Here is a 19,376-nt window from a genome sequence, read left to right on the forward strand (position 1 = left end):
CATGCGGCCAAGGTCAATTGCAATCGCGGCCTTTAATCGCTAGATAGCCCGCAATTCCACAGGATTTACATTATGGCCGAAAGTCTCGCCGAGGCGGTCTCCCGTCGCCGCACATTCGCTATTATTGCGCACCCGGACGCGGGTAAGACGACGCTGACCGAAAAGCTGCTGCTTTTCGGCGGCGCCATCCAGCTCGCCGGCGAAGTCAAGGCGAAGAAGGATCGCATCCAGACCCGGTCGGACTGGATGAAGATCGAGCGCGAGCGCGGCATCTCCGTCGTCACCTCGGTGATGACCTTCGAATATGAAGGCAATGTCTTCAACATTCTCGACACGCCCGGCCATGAAGACTTCGCCGACGACACCTACCGCACGCTGACGGCGGTGGATGCGGCCGTCATGGTCATCGACGCCGCCAAGGGCATCGAGCCCAGAACGCTGAAGCTGTTCGAAGTCTGCCGCATGCGCGACATCCCGATCATCACCTTCATCAACAAGATGGACCGCGAAAGCCGCGATCCCTTCGAGATCCTGGATGAGGTCGAGGAAAAGCTGGCGCTCGACACCGCTCCGATCACTTGGCCGATCGGCCGCGCCAAGAGCTTCTGCGGCTCCTATCACCTGGCCGACAACACGGTGCGCGGTTCCGATACGGAAGTAACGCCCACCAAGGTCAATGGCCCGCAGGCCGTTGCAGACCGTCTGCCGGAGAACGAGCGCTCCGCCTTTATCGAGGAAACCGAATTGGCGATGGAGGCCTGCCGTCCGTTCGACCGCCAGGCCTTCCTCGAGGGCCACATGACCCCGGTCTTCTTCGGTTCTGCGCTCCGCAACTTCGGCGTCCGCGATCTCATCAACGCGCTTGGCGCCTTCGCGCCGCCGCCGCGGGATCAGGTCGCCGACATCAGGACGGTGCATGCCGCTGAGGACAAGATGACGGCCTTCGTCTTCAAGATCCAGGCCAACATGGACCCCAACCACCGCGACCGCATCGCCTTTGCCCGCATCTGCTCCGGCAAGCTGGAGCGCGGCATGAAGGCGCGGCTCGCTCGCACCGGCAAGCAGCTCGGCCTCACCGCACCGCAGTTCTTCTTCGCCTCGCAGCGCCAGCTGGCCGATACCGCCTTTGCCGGCGACGTCGTCGGCATCCCGAACCACGGGACGCTCCGCATCGGCGATACGCTGACCGAAGGCGAGGCGCTGGTGTTCCAGGGCGTGCCGAACTTCTCGCCCGAAATCCTGCGCCGCGTGCGCCTCGAAGACGCGATGAAGGCGAAGAAGCTCAAGGAAGCGCTGCAGCAGATGGCCGAGGAAGGCGTCGTTCAGCTCTTCTCGCCGGAAGATGGTTCGCCGGCTATCGTTGGCGTCGTCGGCGCCCTGCAGCTCGATGTTCTGAAGGAGCGCCTGTCGGCTGAATACACGCTGCCGGTCTCGTTCGAAATGTCGCGCTTCTCCGTCTGCCGCTGGATCTCCTCGGATCAGCCGGCCGAGCTCGACAAATTCCTGAACGTCAAGCGTGGCGATATCGCCCGCGATCTGGACGGCGACCCGGTCTTCCTGGCGCAGGACAGCTTCTCGCTGCGGTATGAGGCGGAGCGCTTCCCCGCAATCAAGATGGTTGCGATCAAGGAATATCACATCGCCAAGGCGGCGTGATATTTTATCCGGATCGTTGTCCGAACATCGGCGTCGAGCGCTCGGACGATGGGTCGTTTACTGAGGGGCCTCCCGCCTGAGGCGGGCGCCTCCAAGCGACGATCAACGCGGCGGACAGGGCCGCGAAGATCAGCGGCTGCCCAAACGGATAAATCAGAATATGGTTCAGGAACGTGATGGCTTGCCCGGTCGCTATCGCGATGCTCGTACTGCCGAGCAGCGCTATCGAGACATAGGGCAAGATACGAAGCAGGCAGATCGCGACCGACACGAACAACGCGGTACACCAGAGCCGATATCGCGTCTCGGGCCTGCCGCTTGCGGGCGGCTCGTCGAAATCCTTGAGAAGGCTGAGTGTGACGACGGTGATCGCCGCCATAAGCAGCGAGACTGGGAGAGGAATGGCGAGAATGCCGAGGGAGAAGCCGACGGCCCAGAACGATCCGAAACTTATCCCGAATGCAAAGTCCGCCAGCACAAGCAAGGTGACACTGATCCCGATCAGCGGCGAGATATCGAGAGCTCTGGATCGCCTCATCGAGATGCGGAGCAGCGAAAAGGCAAACAGCAGGTAGATCAGGGGTTTTAGGTAGAGGCCGATAACCAGAGCCAACGCGCCGGCGGCACCGCCAGTTCCTCGAGCGCCTGTTATTTCAATCACACCATAGACGAAAAACGGGAAGCCCAACGTTATCGCGACAAAGATGCCGAAGCGCATTGCTGCGCCAACTGCGTAGTCTCGAGCACTGATCCACCGCCGCAAAATCTGCGCCTTTCGTTGTTTTCAGAGACCTGAATAACAGGCATGCGTCTATCAGTGTCGAATTAATCTCTTAAAGTTGCATATTTCGGCATTTGCTCGCGTCGTCAGTCGACGGTGGGACTGAATGCCAAATCGCCTCGGGCCGCCGCAAACGGTGTTGACGCGCGGTAGACCAAGCAGCTTTATGATGTCGATGTTGTCAGGGGCGTTTTAGCGGGCGGTAGTGCGCCCGGCTGTTCGCGACGCCACGGATGCGGGAGAAACTGATGGTGCGCGAAAACGAAATCCGGAAAAACGAAGTGGCGGTCGATGCTCCGCCGCCCGCCGATGCCGGCCTGGTTTTCATCGGCCGCATCCTGACACCCTGGACCTCGCGCATGGAAACGCCGCGTCAGGGCCGCCATGACGGGCCGATCTGCCGGATCGAGATTTTCAAGCCCTGGACGCAGGCGCTGCAGGGCGTCGAGGCCTTCGAGCGGCTGGAAATCCTTTATTGGCTGGATCGCTCGCGCCGCGATCTCGTGCTGCAGAGCCCGGCCAATTCGGGCAAGGTGCACGGCACCTTCTCGCTGCGCTCCCCCGTCCGCCCCAATCCGATTGGTACGTCCATCGTCAAGCTGGAGGCGATGGAAGGATCGATGCTTTTGGTGCGCGGCATGGATTGCCTCGACGGCACGCCGCTGCTCGACCTGAAGCCGGATCGCACGCTCTTCAAGCCGATCGCGCCGCCGCAGCCCGGTGATTTCCAGACGGGCGACGACGGCACGGCGCATTATTGCCAGAAGGCCTAATCAGTCGACGGCGACCATCACGTCGGACGCCTTGACCACGGCGTATGCGTCGGAGCCGACGGTCAGCCCGAGTTCCTTGACCGCCTCGTTGGTGATCGACGACGTCACGATCGAGCCGCCGCCGATGTCGATGCGCACATGCGCTGTCGTGGCGCCGAGCGTGATCTCGACGACCTTGCCCTTGAGGCGGTTGCGTGCGCTGATTTTCATGAGTTTTCTCCCTGTTTCGATGGCGGAACTTAGTGTCTCGCCAGCGAAACGGCAATCTCACTCGCCGCGCGGATAGCGCTGGTTTTCTTCCAGCACGTTCAAATCCATGTGGTTGCGCATGTAGCGTTCCGAGGCGCGCTGCAGCGGCTGGTAATCCCAGGGATAATAGGCGCCGTTGCGCAGCGCCTCGTACACCACCCAGCGCCGCGCCTGGCTTTCGCGCACGGCGGCATCGAAGCCCGCAAGGTTCCACCGCTGTTTCGCCTGCGCGGTCAGATGCGCCAGTGTCTCGGCATAGGCAGGGTCGGCGGCGAGGTTCTTTAATTCCTTCGGATCGGCGTCGAGGTCGAACAGCATCGGCGCGTCCGCGTCGCAGAGCGTCAGCTTGAACCTGCCGTCGCGCAAGGCCACCAGCGGCGCGATCGAACCTTCCGCCGCATATTCCATCGGCACCGGCCCGCGTCCGCCCGTACCTGTCGCGAGCGGCGTCAGATCCTCGCCATCGGTCCAGGGTTTCAGCTTGGTGATATCGATGCCGGCGAGCGCCGCCAGCGTTGGCGTCACGTCCAGCGTCGAAACCGGCTGACTGATCAGCTTGGGCTCCCAGCCGGGCGCCGATATCGAAAGCGGCACGCGCGAGGAGCCGTCGAAGAAGCACATCTTGAACCACAGCCCGCGCTCGCCTAGCATGTCGCCATGGTCTGAGACGAAGAGGATAACGGTATCCTCGGCCATCCGCCCGCGCTCGAGAACGTCAAGCAGCTCGCCGACCTTCTCGTCGATGTAGGAGATATTGGCGAAATAGCCGCGCCGGGCGTTGCGCACCTGCTCGCGGGTGATCTCGAAGGCGTCGTAGTCGCAGGCCTTCAACAGCCGCTGCGAATGCTGGTCCTGCTCGTCGAAGGGGATCGTGCCGACCTCCGGGTCAAGATGAGGGCAATCCTCATAGAGATCCCAGAACTTGCGGCGCGCAACATAGGGGTCGTGCGGATGCGTGAAGCTGACCGTCAGGCACCAGGGACGATCGTCCTGCCGGCGCGAGAGGTCGTAGAGCTTGCGGGTCGCGTTGTAGGCGACCTCGTCGTCATATTCCATCTGGTTGGTGATTTCGGCCACGCCCGCGCCCGTCACCGAGCCGAGATTGTGGTACCACCAGTCGATGCGCTCACCGGGCTTGGTATAGTCAGGCGTCCAGCCGAAATCGGCCGGATAGATATCGGTCGTCAGCCGCTCCTCGAAGCCGTGCAGCTGGTCGGGACCGACGAAGTGCATCTTGCCCGAGAGAGCGGTGTGATAGCCGGCTGCTCTGAGATGATGGGCGAAGGTCGGGATATCGGAGGCGAATTCGGCGGCGTTGTCGTAGACGCGGGTGCGGCTTGGAAGCTGGCCGGACATGAAGGAAGCCCGCGCCGGCGCGCAGAGCGGGCTTGCCGTATAGGTGTTGGCAAAGCGCACGGAGCGCTTCGCCAGGGCCTTGAGATGCGGCGCGTGAAGAAACTCGGCCGGCCCATCGGGAAACAGCGTCCCGTTGTATTGGTCGACCATCAGGATGAGAAAATTCGGGCGCGCCATGTCAGTCAGGTCCTTGAGGTACTAGAGGCCGAGAGAGCCTTTTACTGCGTCGGCAGCAGGCTTTCCGTCAAGCGCGGTGACGCCTGACAGCCACGGGTTGATCGCCTTGGGATTGGCCTTCAGCCACGCCGTTGCCGCCGCTTTCGGATCCTCGCCGCCGAGGATCGAGCCCATCAACGCGTTCTCCATGCTGATCTCGAACTTAAGGTTCTTCATCAGCGCGGCCGCGTTCGGGCATTTTTCCGACCATCCGGTGCGCGCCAGCGTGTAGACCACAGCGCCGCCGAAGTTCGGTCCGAAATAGGCGTCGCCGCCCGAGAGATACTCGATCGAGAACTTCTCGTTCATTGGATGCGGCGCCCAGGCCAGGAACACCACCGCACCCTTGTCCTTCGAGGCGCGATCGACCTGCGCCAGCATCGCCTGCTCGCCGGATTCCACCAGCTTCCAGTCCTTGAGGCCGAAGTCGTTGGCGTCGATCATCTTCTGAATGTTCGAATTGGCGGGAGCACCCGGCTCGATCCCGTAAATCTTGTGGTCGAACTCGTCCGCGTGCTTCTGCAGGTCGGAGAAGTCCTTCACGCCCTTGTCTGCAACATAGGTCGGGACCGCCAGCGTGAATTTCGCGCCTTCGAGGTTCTTGTTCATGACTTCGATCGCCTTGGCGGCGGTCAGGTCGTCGATGAATGCCTTCTGCGCCGGCATCCAGTTGCCGAGAAACACGTCGATCTCGCCGTTCTTCATCGACTGGTAGCCGATTGGCACCGACAGGGTCTTCACGTCGGGCTCATAGCCCAGCGCCGTCAGGATGACTGACGTGACGCCATTGGTGGCGGTGATATCGGTCCAGCCCGGGTCGGACATGCGGATCACCTTGCAGGATGCATCGTCCGCGGCGGCAGCCGAACCCATCGCCAGAGCCGAGAAGACAACGCCGGTGGCAAGACGGCGGATCATCGAAATTCCTGTCATCGCATTTCCCCTTTTGTCATTTGATAGTTTTATTGAAGTCGCTATCGTCTGTCTTGTGAAGTTGGCTTTTTTCGATCGTTGCCAAAAGGATTTTTTATGGCTGAGCGCCCGATCGACCTGGGGTGGATGCGCATCTTCGTCGAGATTGGAAAAGCCGGTAGCCTGTCTGCGGCAGCATCAGTCCTCGGCCTGACACAGCCCGCTGTCAGCTATCAGATTCGCAGGATCGAGGAACATCTCGGCGTGGCCTTGTTCAAGCGGCAGCATCGCGGCGTCGTGCTGACGCAGGAGGGCAAGAGGCTCTTCGATATCGCTGCAAGAAACGTTGATGAGATCGACCAGCTTGCCCGCCATTTCCGCAAGGGAACCACGAGGCCGGCGGTGAGGCTGCACACCGACTACGCTTTCTCCTCGCTATGGCTCATCCCGCGCATGCATGGCTTTCGGCTGATCTATCCCGATATGGATATCCAGATCGTCGCGACGCAGAGAATCGAGCGCGATAGTGTGGACGATGGAGATCTGGCCGTCGCCTTCGGGTCGCGGGCGGAACTCAGGCAGGACGCAGTGCTTCTCCTGCCGGAGCGCGTGGCGCCGGTCTGCAGCCGCGGCTTTCTCGATCGGAACGGGCCTTTCGCGGATGTCGGCGACCTTGCCCGCAGTCGTCTCATCCATCTCGATACCGCGACCCCTTCGCCGTGGTTCGACTGGCAGAGCTATTTCGCGCAGCTGCGGATCAATCGCGAGGCCTATGCCGTGCAGGGGGATCTCAGCTTCAACACCTATTCGCTGGTCGTGCAGGCAGCGCTTGGCGAGCAGGGGCTGGCGCTCGGCTGGATGGGGCTCGTCGATTCGCTTCTGGAATCCGGCATTCTCGCCATCGCCGGCCCGGAGCTCGAGGCACCGGACCGTGGCTACTGGCTGCTGCGGCCGAAAAAGGGCAGCCCCCAGAGCGAAAGGCTCGGGGCGTGGCTGATGACCGAGGCGGGGATATCAGGCGTCGACGGCCAAGCCTGAGAAATCTAGGCCGCGAGGTCCTTGAGGAAATCGTCGCACCAGCGCGACACATCATGCTCGAGCAGGTAGTCCATCATTCGCTGCCAGCGATCTTGGCGCTCATCGAGCGGCATGTTGAGCGCCCGCGCGATCGCGTTCGCCGTGCCTTCGATGTCGTAGGGATTGACCAGCAGCGATCCTCGCAATTCCCGTGCGGCGCCGGCGAAGCGTGAAAGCACCAGCACGCCGGGGTCGCGCGGATCCTGCGCCGCCACATACTCCTTGGCGACCAGGTTCATCCCGTCGCGCAAGGGGGTGACAAGGCCGACCTTCGCCATTCGATAGAGACCCGCGAGAACCGGCCGGCTCACCGAGCGGTTGATGTAGCGGATCGGCACCCAGTCGACCGTCCCGAGAGCGCCGTTCACGCGTCCGGCCTGCTCGGCAACGGTACGCTGCATCTGCTCGTACTCAGGCACCTCCGAGCGCGATTTCGGGGTGACCTGCAGATAGGTGACCTTGCGCTGATGAGCGGGGTTGGCAAGCGCGAAACGCTCGAAGGCGTCGATGCGCTGTGTCAGCCCCTTCGAGTAGTCCAGCCGGTCGACACCGATGATCAGATCGCGATCCTCGATGCTCTCCTTGGCCTTGGTGACCAGCGAATGGTGGCCGGCCTTCTCGGCGAAACGGGCGAAGGCCGCAGTCTCGATGCCGATCCCGTAAATCCCGCCCTTGAAGATTTTATCGCCAGCCATGAACCGGCCTTCGCCGATCGCATCGCCCATCTCCTCGCGCCGGAGGCAGCCGGCGAAGTTTTCGAGATCGTGGTCGGTCTGGAAACCGACGAGATCGTAGGCGGCAAGCCCGCGCATGATCTCTTCGTGAACCGGCATGGCAAACAGCACGTCAGCCGGCGGCCAGGGTATGTGATAGAAGAAGCCGATGCGGTTCTTGACGCCCATCTGACGGAGCTCCGCGGCAAGCGGGATCAGGTGGTAGTCGTGAATCCAGATCGTGTCGTCCGGTTTCAGCAGCGGCGCCAGGCGATGCGCGAAGAAGCGGTTCACGCGAAAATAGCCCGCCATTTCCTTGCGGCCATACTCCGCCAGATCGAGCCGGTAATGGCAGATCGGCCAAAGCACCCGGTTGGCGAAACCAAAATAATACTCATCGACGTCCTTTTCCGTGAGGTCGGTGAGAGCGAAGGTGATCTTTCCCTGTTCTTCCACGGAAAGCGGTCCGGGCTCATTGTCGCCGCTGGATTTTCCCGACCAGCCCATCCAGATCCCGCCTCGCTCCTGCAGCGCCGCCAGCAACGCCACGGCAAGCCCTCCGGCGGAGGCTGCTGCACCGCCCTTCTCGGGAACAGGAACACGGTTGGAAACGACAACGAGACGACTCACAAAGACTTCCTTTCGGCGGAAATGGCGACAATGGCGCGGCTGTGCATCAAACGGAGATGCGGGCGATCAGTTCCCGCAGCGCGGCTGCCGAGGGCAGCGACAGCGATGCGGCGGTTGTGGTCGACGGTTTGCCGATGCGGATCGCATGGCCACCGAGCCGATTGACGGTGGCAAACATCGCCTCATCGGTCACATCATCGCCGATCGCAACCGGGCGGCGACCGGCAAACGGCGGTTCTGACAGGAAAGTCTCGACGGCCATGCCCTTGTCGGCACTGGCGGGTCGGAGCTCGATCACCATCTTGCCGCGCTGGAGAATCCAGCCCGGCCCGACCTCCTCCGCAGCCCGCTCCATCAGACGTTCGACCTCGGCCTGCCTATCGGGCGCCAGCCGATAATGCGCGGCAACGGCAGCACCCTTGTCCTCGATGAGAACGCCGTCGAGCGGTGTCGTCGCCTGCTGCAGCTCCTGTTTGAACCGATCGAAGGCAGGCGTCGTCTCGCTTCTGCTGACGGCGCCGTCCGCGTTCCGCAGTTCGGTGCCGTGAAGCCCCGCGATCGGAAAGCGATACGGGGTAAACAGCTTATCCGCATAGTGGAGCGCGCGGCCGGTAACGAGGGCTAACGCGCCTTCCAGGCGGCTCGACCAGGCGTGAAGCTGCGCGGGCAGGGCAGCAGGCACGATGATGTCATCGGGGGTGGCCGCGAGATCGAGCAATGTGCCGTCGATATCGAGAAACAGCGCGTAATCGTCAGGTGACAGGAAAATGATCTGCCATAGGTCTTCGGCTCCGGAAACCTCAGGCGAGGTCGGGGCGGGGGCAGGTGTCGTTGCATCGGGCATGTGGACTAACTAGGTCGGCGATCCCAGGAAACAACCCCAACGCGTCATGAGTACAGCCGGACGCCGTCGTTCAGTCCGCCGGCGAGGATTGGTGCCGTGCCGCGTAGAAGGCCTTCGCATCCGCCGTGAAGGCGGCGCGTTGCTCGGTCCGCGTATAGAACATGTGGCCGCCAGGATAGACGTTCAGCGCCACGCGCCCTGCTGTCAGCGCCGTCGGCAAGTGGTCGATGACATAGCGGCTCACACCATACGGCGTGACGAGGTCGCTATAGCCGTGGGCGACAAGCAGGCGGAATGACGGGTTGGACGCAAGCAGTTCCCGGATGTCGTCGGTGATGCTCGCCTGCAAGCGAGATCCGCCGCCCCGGCTGCCCCATTCCCAGCGCCGGTTGATGTCGCTGTCGAGCAGCGAATAGGTCATATCGGTATGGAAGCCGAGCTCGTTGCGGGCATAGTTCGCAAAGATGCCGCCATAGGCGCGGGTGAAGCCGTCGAGAATGGGATCGTCGCCACGGCTCTCGTCTGTTTCAGGATAGGGATCCAAAGATGTGAAGGCCGCATCGTAGGGGCTGGCGACAAGCCCCTTGCCGGCCTGCTTTGCGAACGAGCCGCCGAGGAAGCCACGGCTTTTCTCGACCACGCCGGCCTCGATCCCGGTCAGGTCGGCAACCTTCTTGTAGAACGCCTTGCCCGCGTCCCCTGTCGGAGGAGCGCCGGCGAGCGTCGTCAAGTAGTCGGTCAGCGCGAAATGCTCGGCATCCCGCTGGCGCGCAGGATCGAAGCTGTTGCGCCGATCCATTTCGGCCGCGGCGAGAGACGGAAGTTCCAGTGCGGCGCCGAGCGCGAACTGATCTGCACCGAACATCAGCTGTCCCTCGATGAGAGGCGAAAGCATGACGGCGCCGGAAACGATGATGCCCTGATTGTCCTTCAATGCATCCGCGACCTTCGCGGCGCGGAAACCGCCATAGCTTTCTCCGAGCAGATACTTCGGGGAAGCGGAGCGATTGTTATGCGCGACGTAGAGGGCGATCGCCTTGGCTATGGTGTCGGCGTCCGCGTTGACGTTGTAGTATTTGGAAGCGTCGTCGGCCTTCGCCGTCCGGCTCCAGCCGGTGCCGATCGGGTCGATCAGCACGAGGTCGGTAAAGTCGAGCCAGGTCTGCGGATTGTCCGTGAGCTTTGCGTGGGCACCATCGTCGCCCTTGGGGCCGAAATCGACGATCTTCGGTCCGACCAGGCCGAGGTGAAGAAAGGCGGAGGCGGCACCCGGCCCGCCGTTGAAGGCGAAGGTCAGCGGCCGATCCGGATCGCCGTCCTTCTTGACATAGGCCGTGTAGAAGATCGCAGCACTCTGCGTCCCGTCCTGGCCAAAGAGATCGAGGGTGCCAGCCGTCGCCGCGTAGCTCAGCCTCTGCGTACCGATCGTGATCTCGTGCTGCGTGACGGAATCGCCAGGCAACAGCCGCAGGACGCCTTCGCGCGCCGTGCCGCCTTCTTCGGCGGCGCCCAGCCCCGGCGGCAGAGCAGCAAGCAGCGTCGCGACGAGAAACATGTATCGAAGCCGCACGATTGTCCCTCCGGCAATGGCATTGACAGGCCTGAGCCTAGCATTGCCGGGCAGGGGGCGGGATCAACACTAGGTGATGCCGCGTTACTGCTTCTCGACGGTTCGCGCGCCGACATAGGACGCCCTTCCGGCATTCCAGCCATTGATCGCGGCGCCGGTGCCGAGAGCAACGAACAGCACGGCGCACCATGCGAAACTGCCCGTCCAGCCACGCAGTAACCCGACGATCAGCGGGCCGATCGCCGCAAGCAGGTATCCGACACATTGCGCCATGCCGGAAAGATGAGCGGCAACGTGCTGGTCGCGGGAGCGCAGCACGATCGTCGTCATCGCAACGGCGATCAGCCCGCCCTGGCCAATCCCTTGTAGCACCGCCCACAGCCAGACGGTGGACAGCGGTGCAAACAGCAGGCCGAGCAGGGCAACGACCGCAACGACGCAGAGCGAAGCGTTGATCAGCCGCTGATCCTTGCCCCTGACGGCGATCTGCGGGGCGACCAGGCAAGCCGCAGCCTGGACCATCACGGAAGCGGAAACGATCGCGCCGGCGGTAACGCCATCCAGCCCGCGCTCGCGCAGGATCGGAACGAGCCAGCCGAAGACACAGTAGGCGAGAGCCGACTGCAGACCCATGAACAGCGTTACCTGCCATGCGAGCCGGTCGCGCCACAGCCCTTCGACTGCAAAGCCGCTTCGCCGCGCTGCGTTCTTGGTCGTCAGGACTTGGGGCAGCCAGATCGCGCCGACGACGAGCGCCGGCAGCGCCCATCCCGCCAATGCGCCGGCCATGGAGCCGCCAAGGGCGCGCTCCAGCGGCAACGTAAGCCCGGCAGCGCTGGCAGCACCGGCGCACAGCGCCATCGTGTAGCACCCGGTCATCAATGCCGCGCGATCGGCGAAATCACGCTTCACGAGACCCGGCAGCAGCACGTTGCCGACGGCGATGCAGGCGCCGGCAAGCGCTGTCCCGATGAACAGCAGCGGCACCGACGAGGCGCCGCGTAAGGCTGTGCCGATTGCAAGCAGGAAGAGGACGAAAAGCAGCGTGCGTTCGGAGCCGATCCGCTGCGACAGGCGCGGCGCCAGCGGCGAAAAGGCACCAAGGCAAACGACCGGCAAGGTCGTCAAAAGGCTTGCACCAAGTGCTGAAAGACCAAGCTCGCTGCGGATCTCCGGCAGGAGTGCGGATGCGCTGGAGAAAACCGGGCGAAGATTGAAGGCAATGAGGACAAGGCTGGCGCCGAGCACGAAGCGGCGCATGCTGCTCAGTCCGGTCGGCGCTTCCGGCTGCGGCACGCTATCGGCTTCGGCATCGATCAATTGCTCGTCCGCCAGATCGTAGCTGCGCGCGGAATCTTGCAATGGGCTGGTCATGAAAGGATCTTTCGGTCTAGGGCACCGAGAATAGGGGCCATGAAGCGGCGCACGGCGGCGTCGGCACTGGCCGGCTCGCCGGTGGCGATGGCGTCGATGATATCGGCATGCGCCTGCATGTCGGGCTCGGGGATTTCCGCCCCCAGCGTGGCCTCGATCGTCTCGGCGATGGAGGCGGCGAAGAAATCGTATATGTCGACCATCGCCCGGTTGCCCGAGGCTGCGATGACGGCCTTGTGGAAGGCGAGGTCACGTTCGACGAAGGCCGCCTTGTCGCCACCTTCGAAATTGCCGCGCCGTTCCAGAAGGCGCCGAAGCTCGACGATGATGTCGGGTGTCTGCCGCAGCGCCGCCAGGCGCGCTGCCTCGACATCGAGGGCGCAGCGGGCTTCGAACTGGTCGCGCAGGCTCGCGCGCCGCGCCATGCTGAGCGGCGTACTGGCGTCCGTGGTCGACAGGACATAGGTGCCCGACCCCTGCCTCGTCTCCAGAAAACCTTGTGATGCCAGCACGCGGACAGCCTCGCGGATGGTCCCACGGCTGACGGAAAGCATAGCTGAGAGCGTCGTTTCGTTCGGCAGTTTCTCGCCGATATCCCAGCGCTTCGAGACAATCTCGCTGCGTATGGCCGCAATCGCGGTGTCTGCCAGGTTGGTCTTGGTCAGAGGTTGCATGGGTATCTCATTAAATCATCAGATGACTTTATGAATAATCCATGCCGTCTGTCGCGTCAATCGATCTGCTGAAATTGGAAAAGGGCCGCGCGAAGCGACCCTTTCCATGAGTTCTGGCCTGTAACCGGCCGGACCGTCAAAGCGATCCTAGGAAGGTGGGTTTAGAGCGAGGGCTGCCTCGCCTTCATCACCACTTCCATGCCCATTACGAGGTCTGAAATCTCATTAGACATTGGATCACCTTCCTTTCGTTCTGTTGTCGATGGATAGAAGGTAGGACGATTCGTCATAGATGCAAGAAAAAACCGGAAAGCCTGCTTCGGCGTTTCTTTCGGCGAAACGCGGCTTGCGACTAGGCGCGACCGGATTTTTGAATATTTACAATCAGGTGCGATCCGAAGGCGCCTCCCGAATTCGGGCGTGCGGCCTGTGGATCACCTGTGTTCAATGCGCGGCCTTTATGAAGGTGCCGTTCTGCAATTCGCGCATCGCCTGGTTGATCTCTTCGCGCGAGTTCATCACGATCGGGCCGTGCCAGGCGACCGGTTCCTCGATCGGCTTGCCGGAAACGAGCAGGAAGCGAATGCCTTCGTCTCCGGCTTGCACCGTCACTTCATCGCCGCTGTCGAACACCACAAGCGTGCGGTTGCCCGACATGTCGCGGATGTTGAGCTCCTCTCCGTTGACCTCCTTCTCGACACGCACGCCGAAAGGCTTCGAAGCGTCGCGGAAGGTGCCCGAGCCGGCGAAGATGTAGGCGAAGGCATTGCGATAGGTATCGACAGGCAGCCGCTTCTTCTTACCAGGGGGGACCGACACGTCGAGATAGATCGGCTCCGCCGCGATCCCGTCGACCGGGCCGGCCTTGCCCCAAAAGTCGCCACAGATGACCCGAACCGCCGTGCCGTCGTCATCGACGACAACGGGAATGTCCGCCGACTTGACGTCCTGATAGCGCGGCGCCGTCATCTTCATCGACGAGGGGAGGTTGGCCCATAGCTGGAAGCCGTGCATGCGCCCGGCGAAATCACCCTTCGGCATTTCCTGGTGCATGATGCCGCTGCCGGCCGTCATCCATTGAATGTCGCCCGCACCAAGCAGGCCGCGATTGCCGAGGCTGTCGCCATGCTCCACCGTGCCGGCGAGTACGTAGGTGATCGTCTCGATGCCGCGATGCGGGTGCCACGGAAAGCCGCGGATGTACTCCGCCGGATTGTCGTTGCGGAAATCGTCCATCATCAGGAACGGATCGGTCATCGACGGATCCCCGAAGCCGAAGACACGGTGCAGCTTCACGCCGGCGCCTTCCATGGTCGGGGTTGCAGTGCTCATATGCTTTACGGGACGGATCGACATGGCATCCTCGCTGGGGGGTGAACTTGACGCGACTATAGCGGCTTGGGCTCATCCTGCGAAATCGGCACCCACGGGAACGCACTGTTCACAAAAGAAGATGTTGCATCGCGCGATTTGATCACGTCGATCGTCCGAATTTCGTCATCTTCCGCTTGCAAGCCACGGATCTGTTTAGTTCTTATTAACCATCGGATTCGACAATCATCGTCGCGTTTCAGCATTCGCCTGCTCCTGCGGAGAGTGGGTTCAGGAGTGAAAAAGCATGTGTCGCTGGGCAGCCTATCGCGGAGACCCGCTCTATCTCGAGGAGCTGGTATCCTCGCCCGCGCATTCCCTGATCGAGCAGTCGCACTGCGCCACCCGCGCCAAGACGCCCACGAACGGCGATGGCTTCGGTATTGCCTGGTATGGCGATCGTCCGGAGCCTGGCCGCTACCGCGATACCTTGCCGGCGTGGTCCGACTGCAATCTGCGGAGCCTGGCACGGCAAATCCGTTCGCCGCTGTTTCTGGCGCATGTGCGCGCGGCAACCGGCGGCGGCACGCGTCGCGACAACTGTCATCCCTTCGTCTTCGAAAACTGGTCGTTCATGCACAACGGGCAGATTTCCGGCTTCGAGCGTTTGCGCCGGCCGATGGAAGCGATGCTTGATGATGAGCTGTTCAACGCCCGCGGCGGCACGACGGATTCGGAGTTGATGTTCCTGCTGGCGCTGCAGTTCGGCCTGCGCCAGAGGCCGGTCGCCGCCATGGCGGAGATGATCGGCTTCGTGGAGGGCCTCGCCCTCAACATTCTCGGATCGGCGCTCGTTCGCTACACGGCGGCGTTCTCCGATGGCAAATCGCTCTACGCCATTCGCTACGCGACGGACAGCAAGGCTCCAACGTTGTACGCATCGACCCTCGGCGGCGGCTTTTGCCTCGTTTCCGAGCCGCTCAACGACGACGTCGATGCATGGGCCGAAATTCCGGATGGAAGTGCCGTCGTGCTTGGGGAAGACGGGATCGATATCACCCCGTTCGGCGGCGAGAAGCCATCGGAAGCTTCGCCTCGGCTCGTTGTCGCTATGCCTGCCTGAGGCGCTCGGCGATCAGGGCGGCGAGCTTTGCCGCGACGTCTTCCTTGGTCAGATCCGGCCACTGCTCGATGCCGTCGCGGCCGACGATCTTCACCCTGTTTCTCACCCCGCCCATGATGCCGGTCGCCGGCGAAACGTCGTTCGCGACGATGAAGTCGGCGCCCTTGCGCTCCAGCTTCGTCTTGGCGTTGTTCTCGATGTCTTGCGTCTCTGCGGCGAAACCGACGACCAGCTTCGGCCGCATCGTATGATGGCCGATCGTCTTCAGGATGTCGGGGTTTTCGGTCAATGCCAGCGTCGGGATGGATTCGCCCGGGTGCTTCTTGATCTTCTGATTCGATGCCGACGCCACGCGCCAGTCCGCGACGGCTGCCACCATCACGGCGATGTCCGCCGGCAGCGCGGAAAGCACCGCGTCCCGCATTTCTTCCGCCCGTTCGACGTGGATCACCGTGACGCCAGGCGGATCCTGTATTGCGACCGGACCGGAAACCAGCGTGACCTCGGCGCCGAGTTTGGCGAGCGCCGAAGCAATGGCGTGACCTTGCCGGCCGGACGAGCGATTGGCGATGTAGCGGACGGGATCGATCGGTTCGTGCGTGGGGCCCGACGTGACGACGGCCTTTCGACCGGCGAGCGGCCTCGGACCTTTGTCGAGTAGTGCTTCCGCCGCAGCGACGATGTCGAGCGGCTCGGCCATGCGGCCGACACCGGCCTCCCGGCTCTCGGCCATCTCTCCAGCCATCGGGCCGACGAAGCGGATCCCGTCAGTGCGCAACGTTTGGATGTTGCGCTTGGTGGCCGGATGCGCCCACATATGCGGGTTCATCGCCGGTGCTGCGAGCACCGGCTTGTCGGTCGCGAGCAGAACGGTGGAGGCGAGGTCATCGGCGATCCCGGCCGACATCTTCGCCAGAAGATCGGCGGTCGCGGGCGCGATGAGCACCAGGTCGCAATCACGCGCCAGCCGGATATGCCCGACATCCTGTTCGTCCTGCCTCGAAAACAGGTCCGTGAAAACGTGATCCGCGGCAAGGGCTCCGACGGCAAGAGGCGTGATGAACTCCTGCGCACCCTTTGTCATCAACGGGCGAACCGAGGCGCCGCGTTCCCGCAGCCGGCGAATGAGGTCGAGACTCTTATAGGCTGCGATGCCGCCCGAAATGATGAGGAGGATGCGCTTGCCGTTGAGAACCATGGCTCCTGTCCGTCTCACATGTCACTGTGGATGAACCCTAAGCCCTTGGCGTATAATAAGCAATCGGCCTCAGGCTGGTTGCCGTCGGGCGGCTTTGCTGAAGATGGCGATCGCCGCGAAGACACCGGCGAGCTGCAGTAGCGATCCGCCGGCTTCCGCAACCGTCGGCCAACGCTGCTCGAAGACGAAACCGAAGACGAGGCCGAACAGGGTCTCCGCCACGATCAGTTGCGCCGCGAGCGCAAGCGGTAGCCGCCGGGACGCTATCATCCATAGCAGCGTGGCAAGCCAGGCGCCGGCAATGCCCATCAGAAGTGACCAGAGAATGAACCTGACAAGGTCGATCTCGGTATAGCTGATCGAATGGTTGAGCGACGTCAGCGGGATCAGCACGAGACTACCGAGACCTGCGCCGATCCCCTGAAGGCCGGTCCATTGCAGGATGTCGGGCGCATTGGTGGATTGCATCGCGGCGGTGCTCGCCAGGCCGTAGATGACCCAGAGCACGAGGCCGATGCCCGCCGAGCCGATACCGAGAACGATCATCGAGTGGTCACCCTCGGGGGCCGACGCGAAAACCGAAACGTTCACCCAGGCGATACCGAGCGCGATCAGCAGCAAGGGCACTGCGAGAAGCCGCCAGGAAACCGAGCGATCACGGAAATTCGCGATCAGCGCGAGGAGGACAGGCATCGTGCCGATGACGAGCGGTGGAATGGCGGCACCCGCAAACCTTACGGCGTATGAAACGCTGACGAAGTAACCGACATAGCCCACGCCGCCGAGAAGCAGGGCGGTGATGACCATGCGCGGCGGCATCCCCCGCGGGCGAAAGCGCGGATAGACCATCAGCACCACGCTTGCGAGCGCGAACAGGCCATAGCGGGTAACTGTCAGGTCGAGGGTCGTGAAAGGAGCGATGGCGCGCGGAACGACGAAGGTCAGCCCCCACAACGCACATGTCGCGATGCCGCACAGAATACCGATCAGCATGGATATCTCCGGGGCAGGTCAGCCCCAATCCAATGAAAGAGGAAGGAATCGGATCACCGATCTCCGAGGCACTATGCCCCAGATCGGATTTGCGCAAGCGTCAGAGTGCGACACGCGGTTGGCTACGTCCGCTTTCCGAGGCAAATGCGCTGCTGCCCTGACATCGCGAAAAAGCCGCGGCGAATGCCGCCGCGGCCTTGAAAAACATCGGACTGGACGTGTCAGAGATTGCTCATGCCACCGTCGATGACAAGTTCGCTGCCGACGATGTAGCGCGCCTCGTCGGAGGCAAGGAAGACGATCGTCTTGGCGACCTCGATTGGATCGCCAAAGCGACCGACCGGAATCTGCGACTGGATGTGCGCGGCCATCGCAGCGGCGTCGGCGGCGGAAGAGCCGAGCTTGTCGTAGAGCGGTGTCGCGATCGGGCCGGGGCTGACGGCGTTGACGCGAATGCCGCGACCGATCAGTTCGCCCGACAAGGTCTTTGCGAGTGTCAGCAGCGCGCCCTTGGTCAGGGAGTAGACGCTGGAGTTCGGCATTCCGATATGCGCGTTGATTGAGGTGTTGAGCACGATCGAGGCCTGCTTCGAGAACAGCGGCAACAGGGCCTGGATCAGGAAGAACGGACCTTTGACATTGATCGCGACCGACTTGTCGAAGGCGTCCTCGCCCCACTGTTCGAGGGGACCGAACTCGGCAACCCCTGCATTGATGAAGAGGATGTCGAGGTGTCCGAAGGCGTCGCTGATCGCGCCAGCAACGATCTTCTGACCGGCGACGTCACCGGCATCCGCCTGGATGACCAGGGCCTTGTCGCCGAATTCGGCGCGAGCGGCCTCGACGCTGCGGGCGCTGCTGCCGGTGATGGCGACACGTGCGCCTTCAGCAATGAATTGGCGGGCCGTTTCGAGGCCGATGCCGCTGGTGCCGCCCGTGATGAGCGCCGTCTTCTCTTGTAAGCGTGCCATTGTCTGTGTCCTTGTGAGCCGTGGGCCAGTGGCCCATCTGAGGGAATGCTTTTCGTCGAGGCCAACTGCTCCGGCGGGTTTGCCGACCGGAGCAGTCGTCGGATCGTTATGTGCGGGTGATCGATGCGCCGCCGTCGACGAGCGATGCGGTACCGGTCACGAAGCTTGCATCGTCGGATGCAAGGTAGAGAACCGAACGAGCCAGCTCCAGTGGGGCAGCGACACGCTTCAGGGCATGCAGGTTGGTGATGAAGCTCTGCTTGTCTGAGGTGTCGTTCATCTCCCTGTACATGTCGGTATCGACGGCACCGGGCAGCACGGCGTTGACGCGCACATTCTTGGGTCCGAACTCGGCGGCAAGCGCCTGCGTCAGGCCGATGAGGCCGGACTTGCTGGCGGCATAGGCGGCAACGCCCGGGAAGGCGAAGCTGTAGCCGACGAAGGTCGAGGTAAAGATGATCGAGCCGCCACCGTTCTGCTCCATCTGTGCGATCTGGTGCTTGGCGGCAAGGAAGGACGCCGTCAGGTTGATCGCCAGCGTGTCGGCGAAGCCACTCTCCGAAACCCCGGTGCTCGGGCCGGCCTCGCCAAGCGTGCCGGCGTTGTTGAAGGCGACATCGAGCTTGCCGTAGCGATTGACGGCGGTCGAGACCAGTTCCTTGTGGTAGTCTTCCGAGCGGACGTCGCCAGCAACGGCGACGGCTTCACCGCCTGCTGCCTTGATTTCTTCGACGAGGCTGTCGAGCTCCGGCTTGCGGCGTGCGCCGACGATGACCTTGGCGCCTTCGGCAGCGAAAAGCTTAGCTGTGTCGCGACCGATGCCAGAGCTTGCGCCGGTGACGATAGCGACCTTTCCAATCAATCTGTCCATTGTTCCATCTCCGTTTTTGGGTTGGAGGCGGCTGCGGCCGCCCTTCGATGAGTGGAAGATGGCATTTTCTTTTCGTTCGGATTA

19 protein-coding genes are annotated in these 19,376 nt (G+C 62.6%); 4 read left to right on the top strand and 15 right to left on the bottom strand.

Annotation, left to right across the window (positions count from 1 at the left end; all coding sequences use genetic code 11):
• Window positions 1-72 precede the first annotated feature (72 nt).
• Window positions 73-1,656, top strand: coding sequence for a peptide chain release factor 3 (locus ASE04_RS11205; RefSeq protein WP_056816649.1), 1,584 nt, complete (start codon window positions 73-75; stop codon window positions 1,654-1,656).
• 4 nt (window positions 1,657-1,660) lie between these two features.
• Here the strand turns inward: ASE04_RS11205 and ASE04_RS11210 are convergent, their stop codons facing one another.
• A complete protein-coding gene (locus ASE04_RS11210; RefSeq protein WP_056816653.1) occupies window positions 1,661-2,374 on the bottom strand; it encodes a hypothetical protein in 714 nt (237 codons plus the stop codon).
• 311 nt (window positions 2,375-2,685) lie between these two features.
• Between ASE04_RS11210 and tsaA the strand changes: the two genes are divergently transcribed.
• Window positions 2,686-3,210 (top strand): tRNA (N6-threonylcarbamoyladenosine(37)-N6)-methyltransferase TrmO, encoded by a 525-nt coding sequence (gene tsaA / locus ASE04_RS11215; RefSeq protein WP_056816658.1) that lies wholly within the window; start codon window positions 2,686-2,688, stop codon window positions 3,208-3,210.
• Here the strand turns inward: tsaA and ASE04_RS11220 are convergent, their stop codons facing one another.
• The 3 genes from ASE04_RS11220 to ASE04_RS11230 are packed head-to-tail and all read right to left on the bottom strand — an operon-like array spanning window position 3,211 to window position 5,949.
• A complete protein-coding gene (locus tag ASE04_RS11220; RefSeq protein WP_018898137.1) occupies window positions 3,211-3,420 on the bottom strand; it encodes a TOBE domain-containing protein in 210 nt (69 codons plus the stop codon). It abuts the gene before it with no gap.
• 57 nt (window positions 3,421-3,477) lie between these two features.
• Window positions 3,478-4,992 (bottom strand): choline-sulfatase, encoded by a 1,515-nt coding sequence (gene betC, locus ASE04_RS11225; RefSeq protein WP_056816660.1) that lies wholly within the window; start codon window positions 4,990-4,992, stop codon window positions 3,478-3,480.
• 21 nt (window positions 4,993-5,013) lie between these two features.
• Window positions 5,014-5,949 carry a choline ABC transporter substrate-binding protein gene (locus ASE04_RS11230; protein WP_443216862.1) on the bottom strand — a complete coding sequence of 312 codons (936 nt, stop codon included), beginning with the start codon at window positions 5,947-5,949 and terminating at the stop codon, window positions 5,014-5,016.
• 111 nt (window positions 5,950-6,060) lie between these two features.
• Here ASE04_RS11230 and ASE04_RS11235 point away from each other — a divergent pair, with 111 nt between their 5' ends.
• Window positions 6,061-6,981, top strand: coding sequence for a choline sulfate utilization transcriptional regulator (locus tag ASE04_RS11235; RefSeq protein WP_056816667.1), 921 nt, complete (start codon window positions 6,061-6,063; stop codon window positions 6,979-6,981).
• A 5-nt stretch (window positions 6,982-6,986) separates the two neighbouring features.
• On the opposite strand, the gene otsA is transcribed toward ASE04_RS11235, so the two are convergent.
• The 7 genes from otsA to ASE04_RS11270 form a co-directional block, all read right to left on the bottom strand.
• Entirely contained in the window at window positions 6,987-8,363 is a 1,377-nt protein-coding gene (otsA, locus tag ASE04_RS11240) for an alpha,alpha-trehalose-phosphate synthase (UDP-forming) (RefSeq protein ID WP_056816671.1), read from the bottom strand.
• A 46-nt stretch (window positions 8,364-8,409) separates the two neighbouring features.
• Entirely contained in the window at window positions 8,410-9,207 is a 798-nt protein-coding gene (gene otsB, locus ASE04_RS11245) for a trehalose-phosphatase (RefSeq protein ID WP_056816676.1), read from the bottom strand.
• 70 nt (window positions 9,208-9,277) lie between these two features.
• Window positions 9,278-10,777: a S10 family peptidase gene (locus ASE04_RS11250; protein WP_056816680.1), complete on the bottom strand. Its 1,500-nt coding sequence runs from the start codon at window positions 10,775-10,777 to the stop codon at window positions 9,278-9,280.
• An 84-nt stretch (window positions 10,778-10,861) separates the two neighbouring features.
• Entirely contained in the window at window positions 10,862-12,151 is a 1,290-nt protein-coding gene (locus ASE04_RS11255) for a CynX/NimT family MFS transporter (protein ID WP_056816686.1), read from the bottom strand.
• Entirely contained in the window at window positions 12,148-12,825 is a 678-nt protein-coding gene (locus ASE04_RS11260; RefSeq protein ID WP_056816689.1) for a FadR/GntR family transcriptional regulator, read from the bottom strand. The genes ASE04_RS11255 and ASE04_RS11260 overlap by 4 nt, the downstream gene beginning before the upstream one ends.
• Window positions 12,826-13,269: 444 nt before the next feature.
• A complete protein-coding gene (locus ASE04_RS11265) occupies window positions 13,270-14,181 on the bottom strand; it encodes a pirin family protein (RefSeq protein WP_056816691.1) in 912 nt (303 codons plus the stop codon).
• Between the two features lie 32 nt (window positions 14,182-14,213).
• Window positions 14,214-14,402 (bottom strand): hypothetical protein, encoded by a 189-nt coding sequence (locus ASE04_RS11270; RefSeq protein WP_056816694.1) that lies wholly within the window; start codon window positions 14,400-14,402, stop codon window positions 14,214-14,216.
• A gap of 41 nt (window positions 14,403-14,443) precedes the next feature.
• Here ASE04_RS11270 and ASE04_RS11275 point away from each other — a divergent pair, with 41 nt between their 5' ends.
• Window positions 14,444-15,259, top strand: coding sequence for a class II glutamine amidotransferase (locus ASE04_RS11275; RefSeq protein WP_056816697.1), 816 nt, complete (start codon window positions 14,444-14,446; stop codon window positions 15,257-15,259).
• Here the strand turns inward: ASE04_RS11275 and coaBC are convergent.
• The 4 genes from coaBC to ASE04_RS11295 all read right to left on the bottom strand — a co-directional run bounded on the left by coaBC (window position 15,246) and on the right by ASE04_RS11295 (window position 19,292).
• The gene (coaBC, locus tag ASE04_RS11280) at window positions 15,246-16,457 is read right to left on the bottom strand and encodes a bifunctional phosphopantothenoylcysteine decarboxylase/phosphopantothenate--cysteine ligase CoaBC (RefSeq protein WP_056816700.1); all 1,212 of its coding nucleotides are present in this window, start codon (window positions 16,455-16,457) and stop codon (window positions 15,246-15,248) included. The two genes, ASE04_RS11275 and coaBC, sit on opposite strands and share 14 nt — an antisense overlap.
• A 69-nt stretch (window positions 16,458-16,526) precedes the next feature.
• Window positions 16,527-17,450, bottom strand: coding sequence for a DMT family transporter (locus tag ASE04_RS11285; RefSeq protein WP_056816703.1), 924 nt, complete (start codon window positions 17,448-17,450; stop codon window positions 16,527-16,529).
• A 221-nt stretch (window positions 17,451-17,671) separates the two neighbouring features.
• A complete protein-coding gene (locus ASE04_RS11290; RefSeq protein ID WP_056816706.1) occupies window positions 17,672-18,421 on the bottom strand; it encodes an SDR family oxidoreductase in 750 nt (249 codons plus the stop codon).
• 106 nt (window positions 18,422-18,527) lie between these two features.
• Window positions 18,528-19,292, bottom strand: coding sequence for an SDR family oxidoreductase (locus ASE04_RS11295; RefSeq protein WP_056816710.1), 765 nt, complete (start codon window positions 19,290-19,292; stop codon window positions 18,528-18,530).
• Window positions 19,293-19,376: the final 84 nt, after the last annotated feature.

The organism is Rhizobium sp. Root708, from assembly GCF_001429725.1.
Lineage (GTDB): Bacteria > Pseudomonadota > Alphaproteobacteria > Rhizobiales > Rhizobiaceae > Rhizobium.

What these genes read in the sequence shown, in the direction of transcription:
- ASE04_RS11205 (WP_056816649.1), top strand. Translation starts at nt 73, where the DNA reads ATGGCCGAAAGTCTCGCCGAGGCGGTCTCCCGTCGCCGCACATTCGCT.
- ASE04_RS11260 (WP_056816689.1), bottom strand. Translation starts at nt 12,825, where the DNA reads ATGCAACCTCTGACCAAGACCAACCTGGCAGACACCGCGATTGCGGCC.
- ASE04_RS11290 (WP_056816706.1), bottom strand. Translation starts at nt 18,421, where the DNA reads ATGGCACGCTTACAAGAGAAGACGGCGCTCATCACGGGCGGCACCAGC.
- ASE04_RS11220 (WP_018898137.1), bottom strand. Translation starts at nt 3,420, where the DNA reads ATGAAAATCAGCGCACGCAACCGCCTCAAGGGCAAGGTCGTCGAGATC.
- tsaA (WP_056816658.1), top strand. Translation starts at nt 2,686, where the DNA reads ATGGTGCGCGAAAACGAAATCCGGAAAAACGAAGTGGCGGTCGATGCT.
- betC (WP_056816660.1), bottom strand. Translation starts at nt 4,992, where the DNA reads ATGGCGCGCCCGAATTTTCTCATCCTGATGGTCGACCAATACAACGGG.
- ASE04_RS11230 (WP_443216862.1), bottom strand. Translation starts at nt 5,949, where the DNA reads ATGATCCGCCGTCTTGCCACCGGCGTTGTCTTCTCGGCTCTGGCGATG.
- ASE04_RS11265 (WP_056816691.1), bottom strand. Translation starts at nt 14,181, where the DNA reads ATGTCGATCCGTCCCGTAAAGCATATGAGCACTGCAACCCCGACCATG.
- ASE04_RS11270 (WP_056816694.1), bottom strand. Translation starts at nt 14,402, where the DNA reads ATGCTGAAACGCGACGATGATTGTCGAATCCGATGGTTAATAAGAACT.
- ASE04_RS11275 (WP_056816697.1), top strand. Translation starts at nt 14,444, where the DNA reads ATGTGTCGCTGGGCAGCCTATCGCGGAGACCCGCTCTATCTCGAGGAG.
- ASE04_RS11210 (WP_056816653.1), bottom strand. Translation starts at nt 2,374, where the DNA reads ATGCGCTTCGGCATCTTTGTCGCGATAACGTTGGGCTTCCCGTTTTTC.
- ASE04_RS11285 (WP_056816703.1), bottom strand. Translation starts at nt 17,450, where the DNA reads ATGCTGATCGGTATTCTGTGCGGCATCGCGACATGTGCGTTGTGGGGG.
- ASE04_RS11255 (WP_056816686.1), bottom strand. Translation starts at nt 12,151, where the DNA reads ATGACCAGCCCATTGCAAGATTCCGCGCGCAGCTACGATCTGGCGGAC.
- ASE04_RS11295 (WP_056816710.1), bottom strand. Translation starts at nt 19,292, where the DNA reads ATGGACAGATTGATTGGAAAGGTCGCTATCGTCACCGGCGCAAGCTCT.
- ASE04_RS11235 (WP_056816667.1), top strand. Translation starts at nt 6,061, where the DNA reads ATGGCTGAGCGCCCGATCGACCTGGGGTGGATGCGCATCTTCGTCGAG.
- otsB (WP_056816676.1), bottom strand. Translation starts at nt 9,207, where the DNA reads ATGCCCGATGCAACGACACCTGCCCCCGCCCCGACCTCGCCTGAGGTT.
- coaBC (WP_056816700.1), bottom strand. Translation starts at nt 16,457, where the DNA reads ATGGTTCTCAACGGCAAGCGCATCCTCCTCATCATTTCGGGCGGCATC.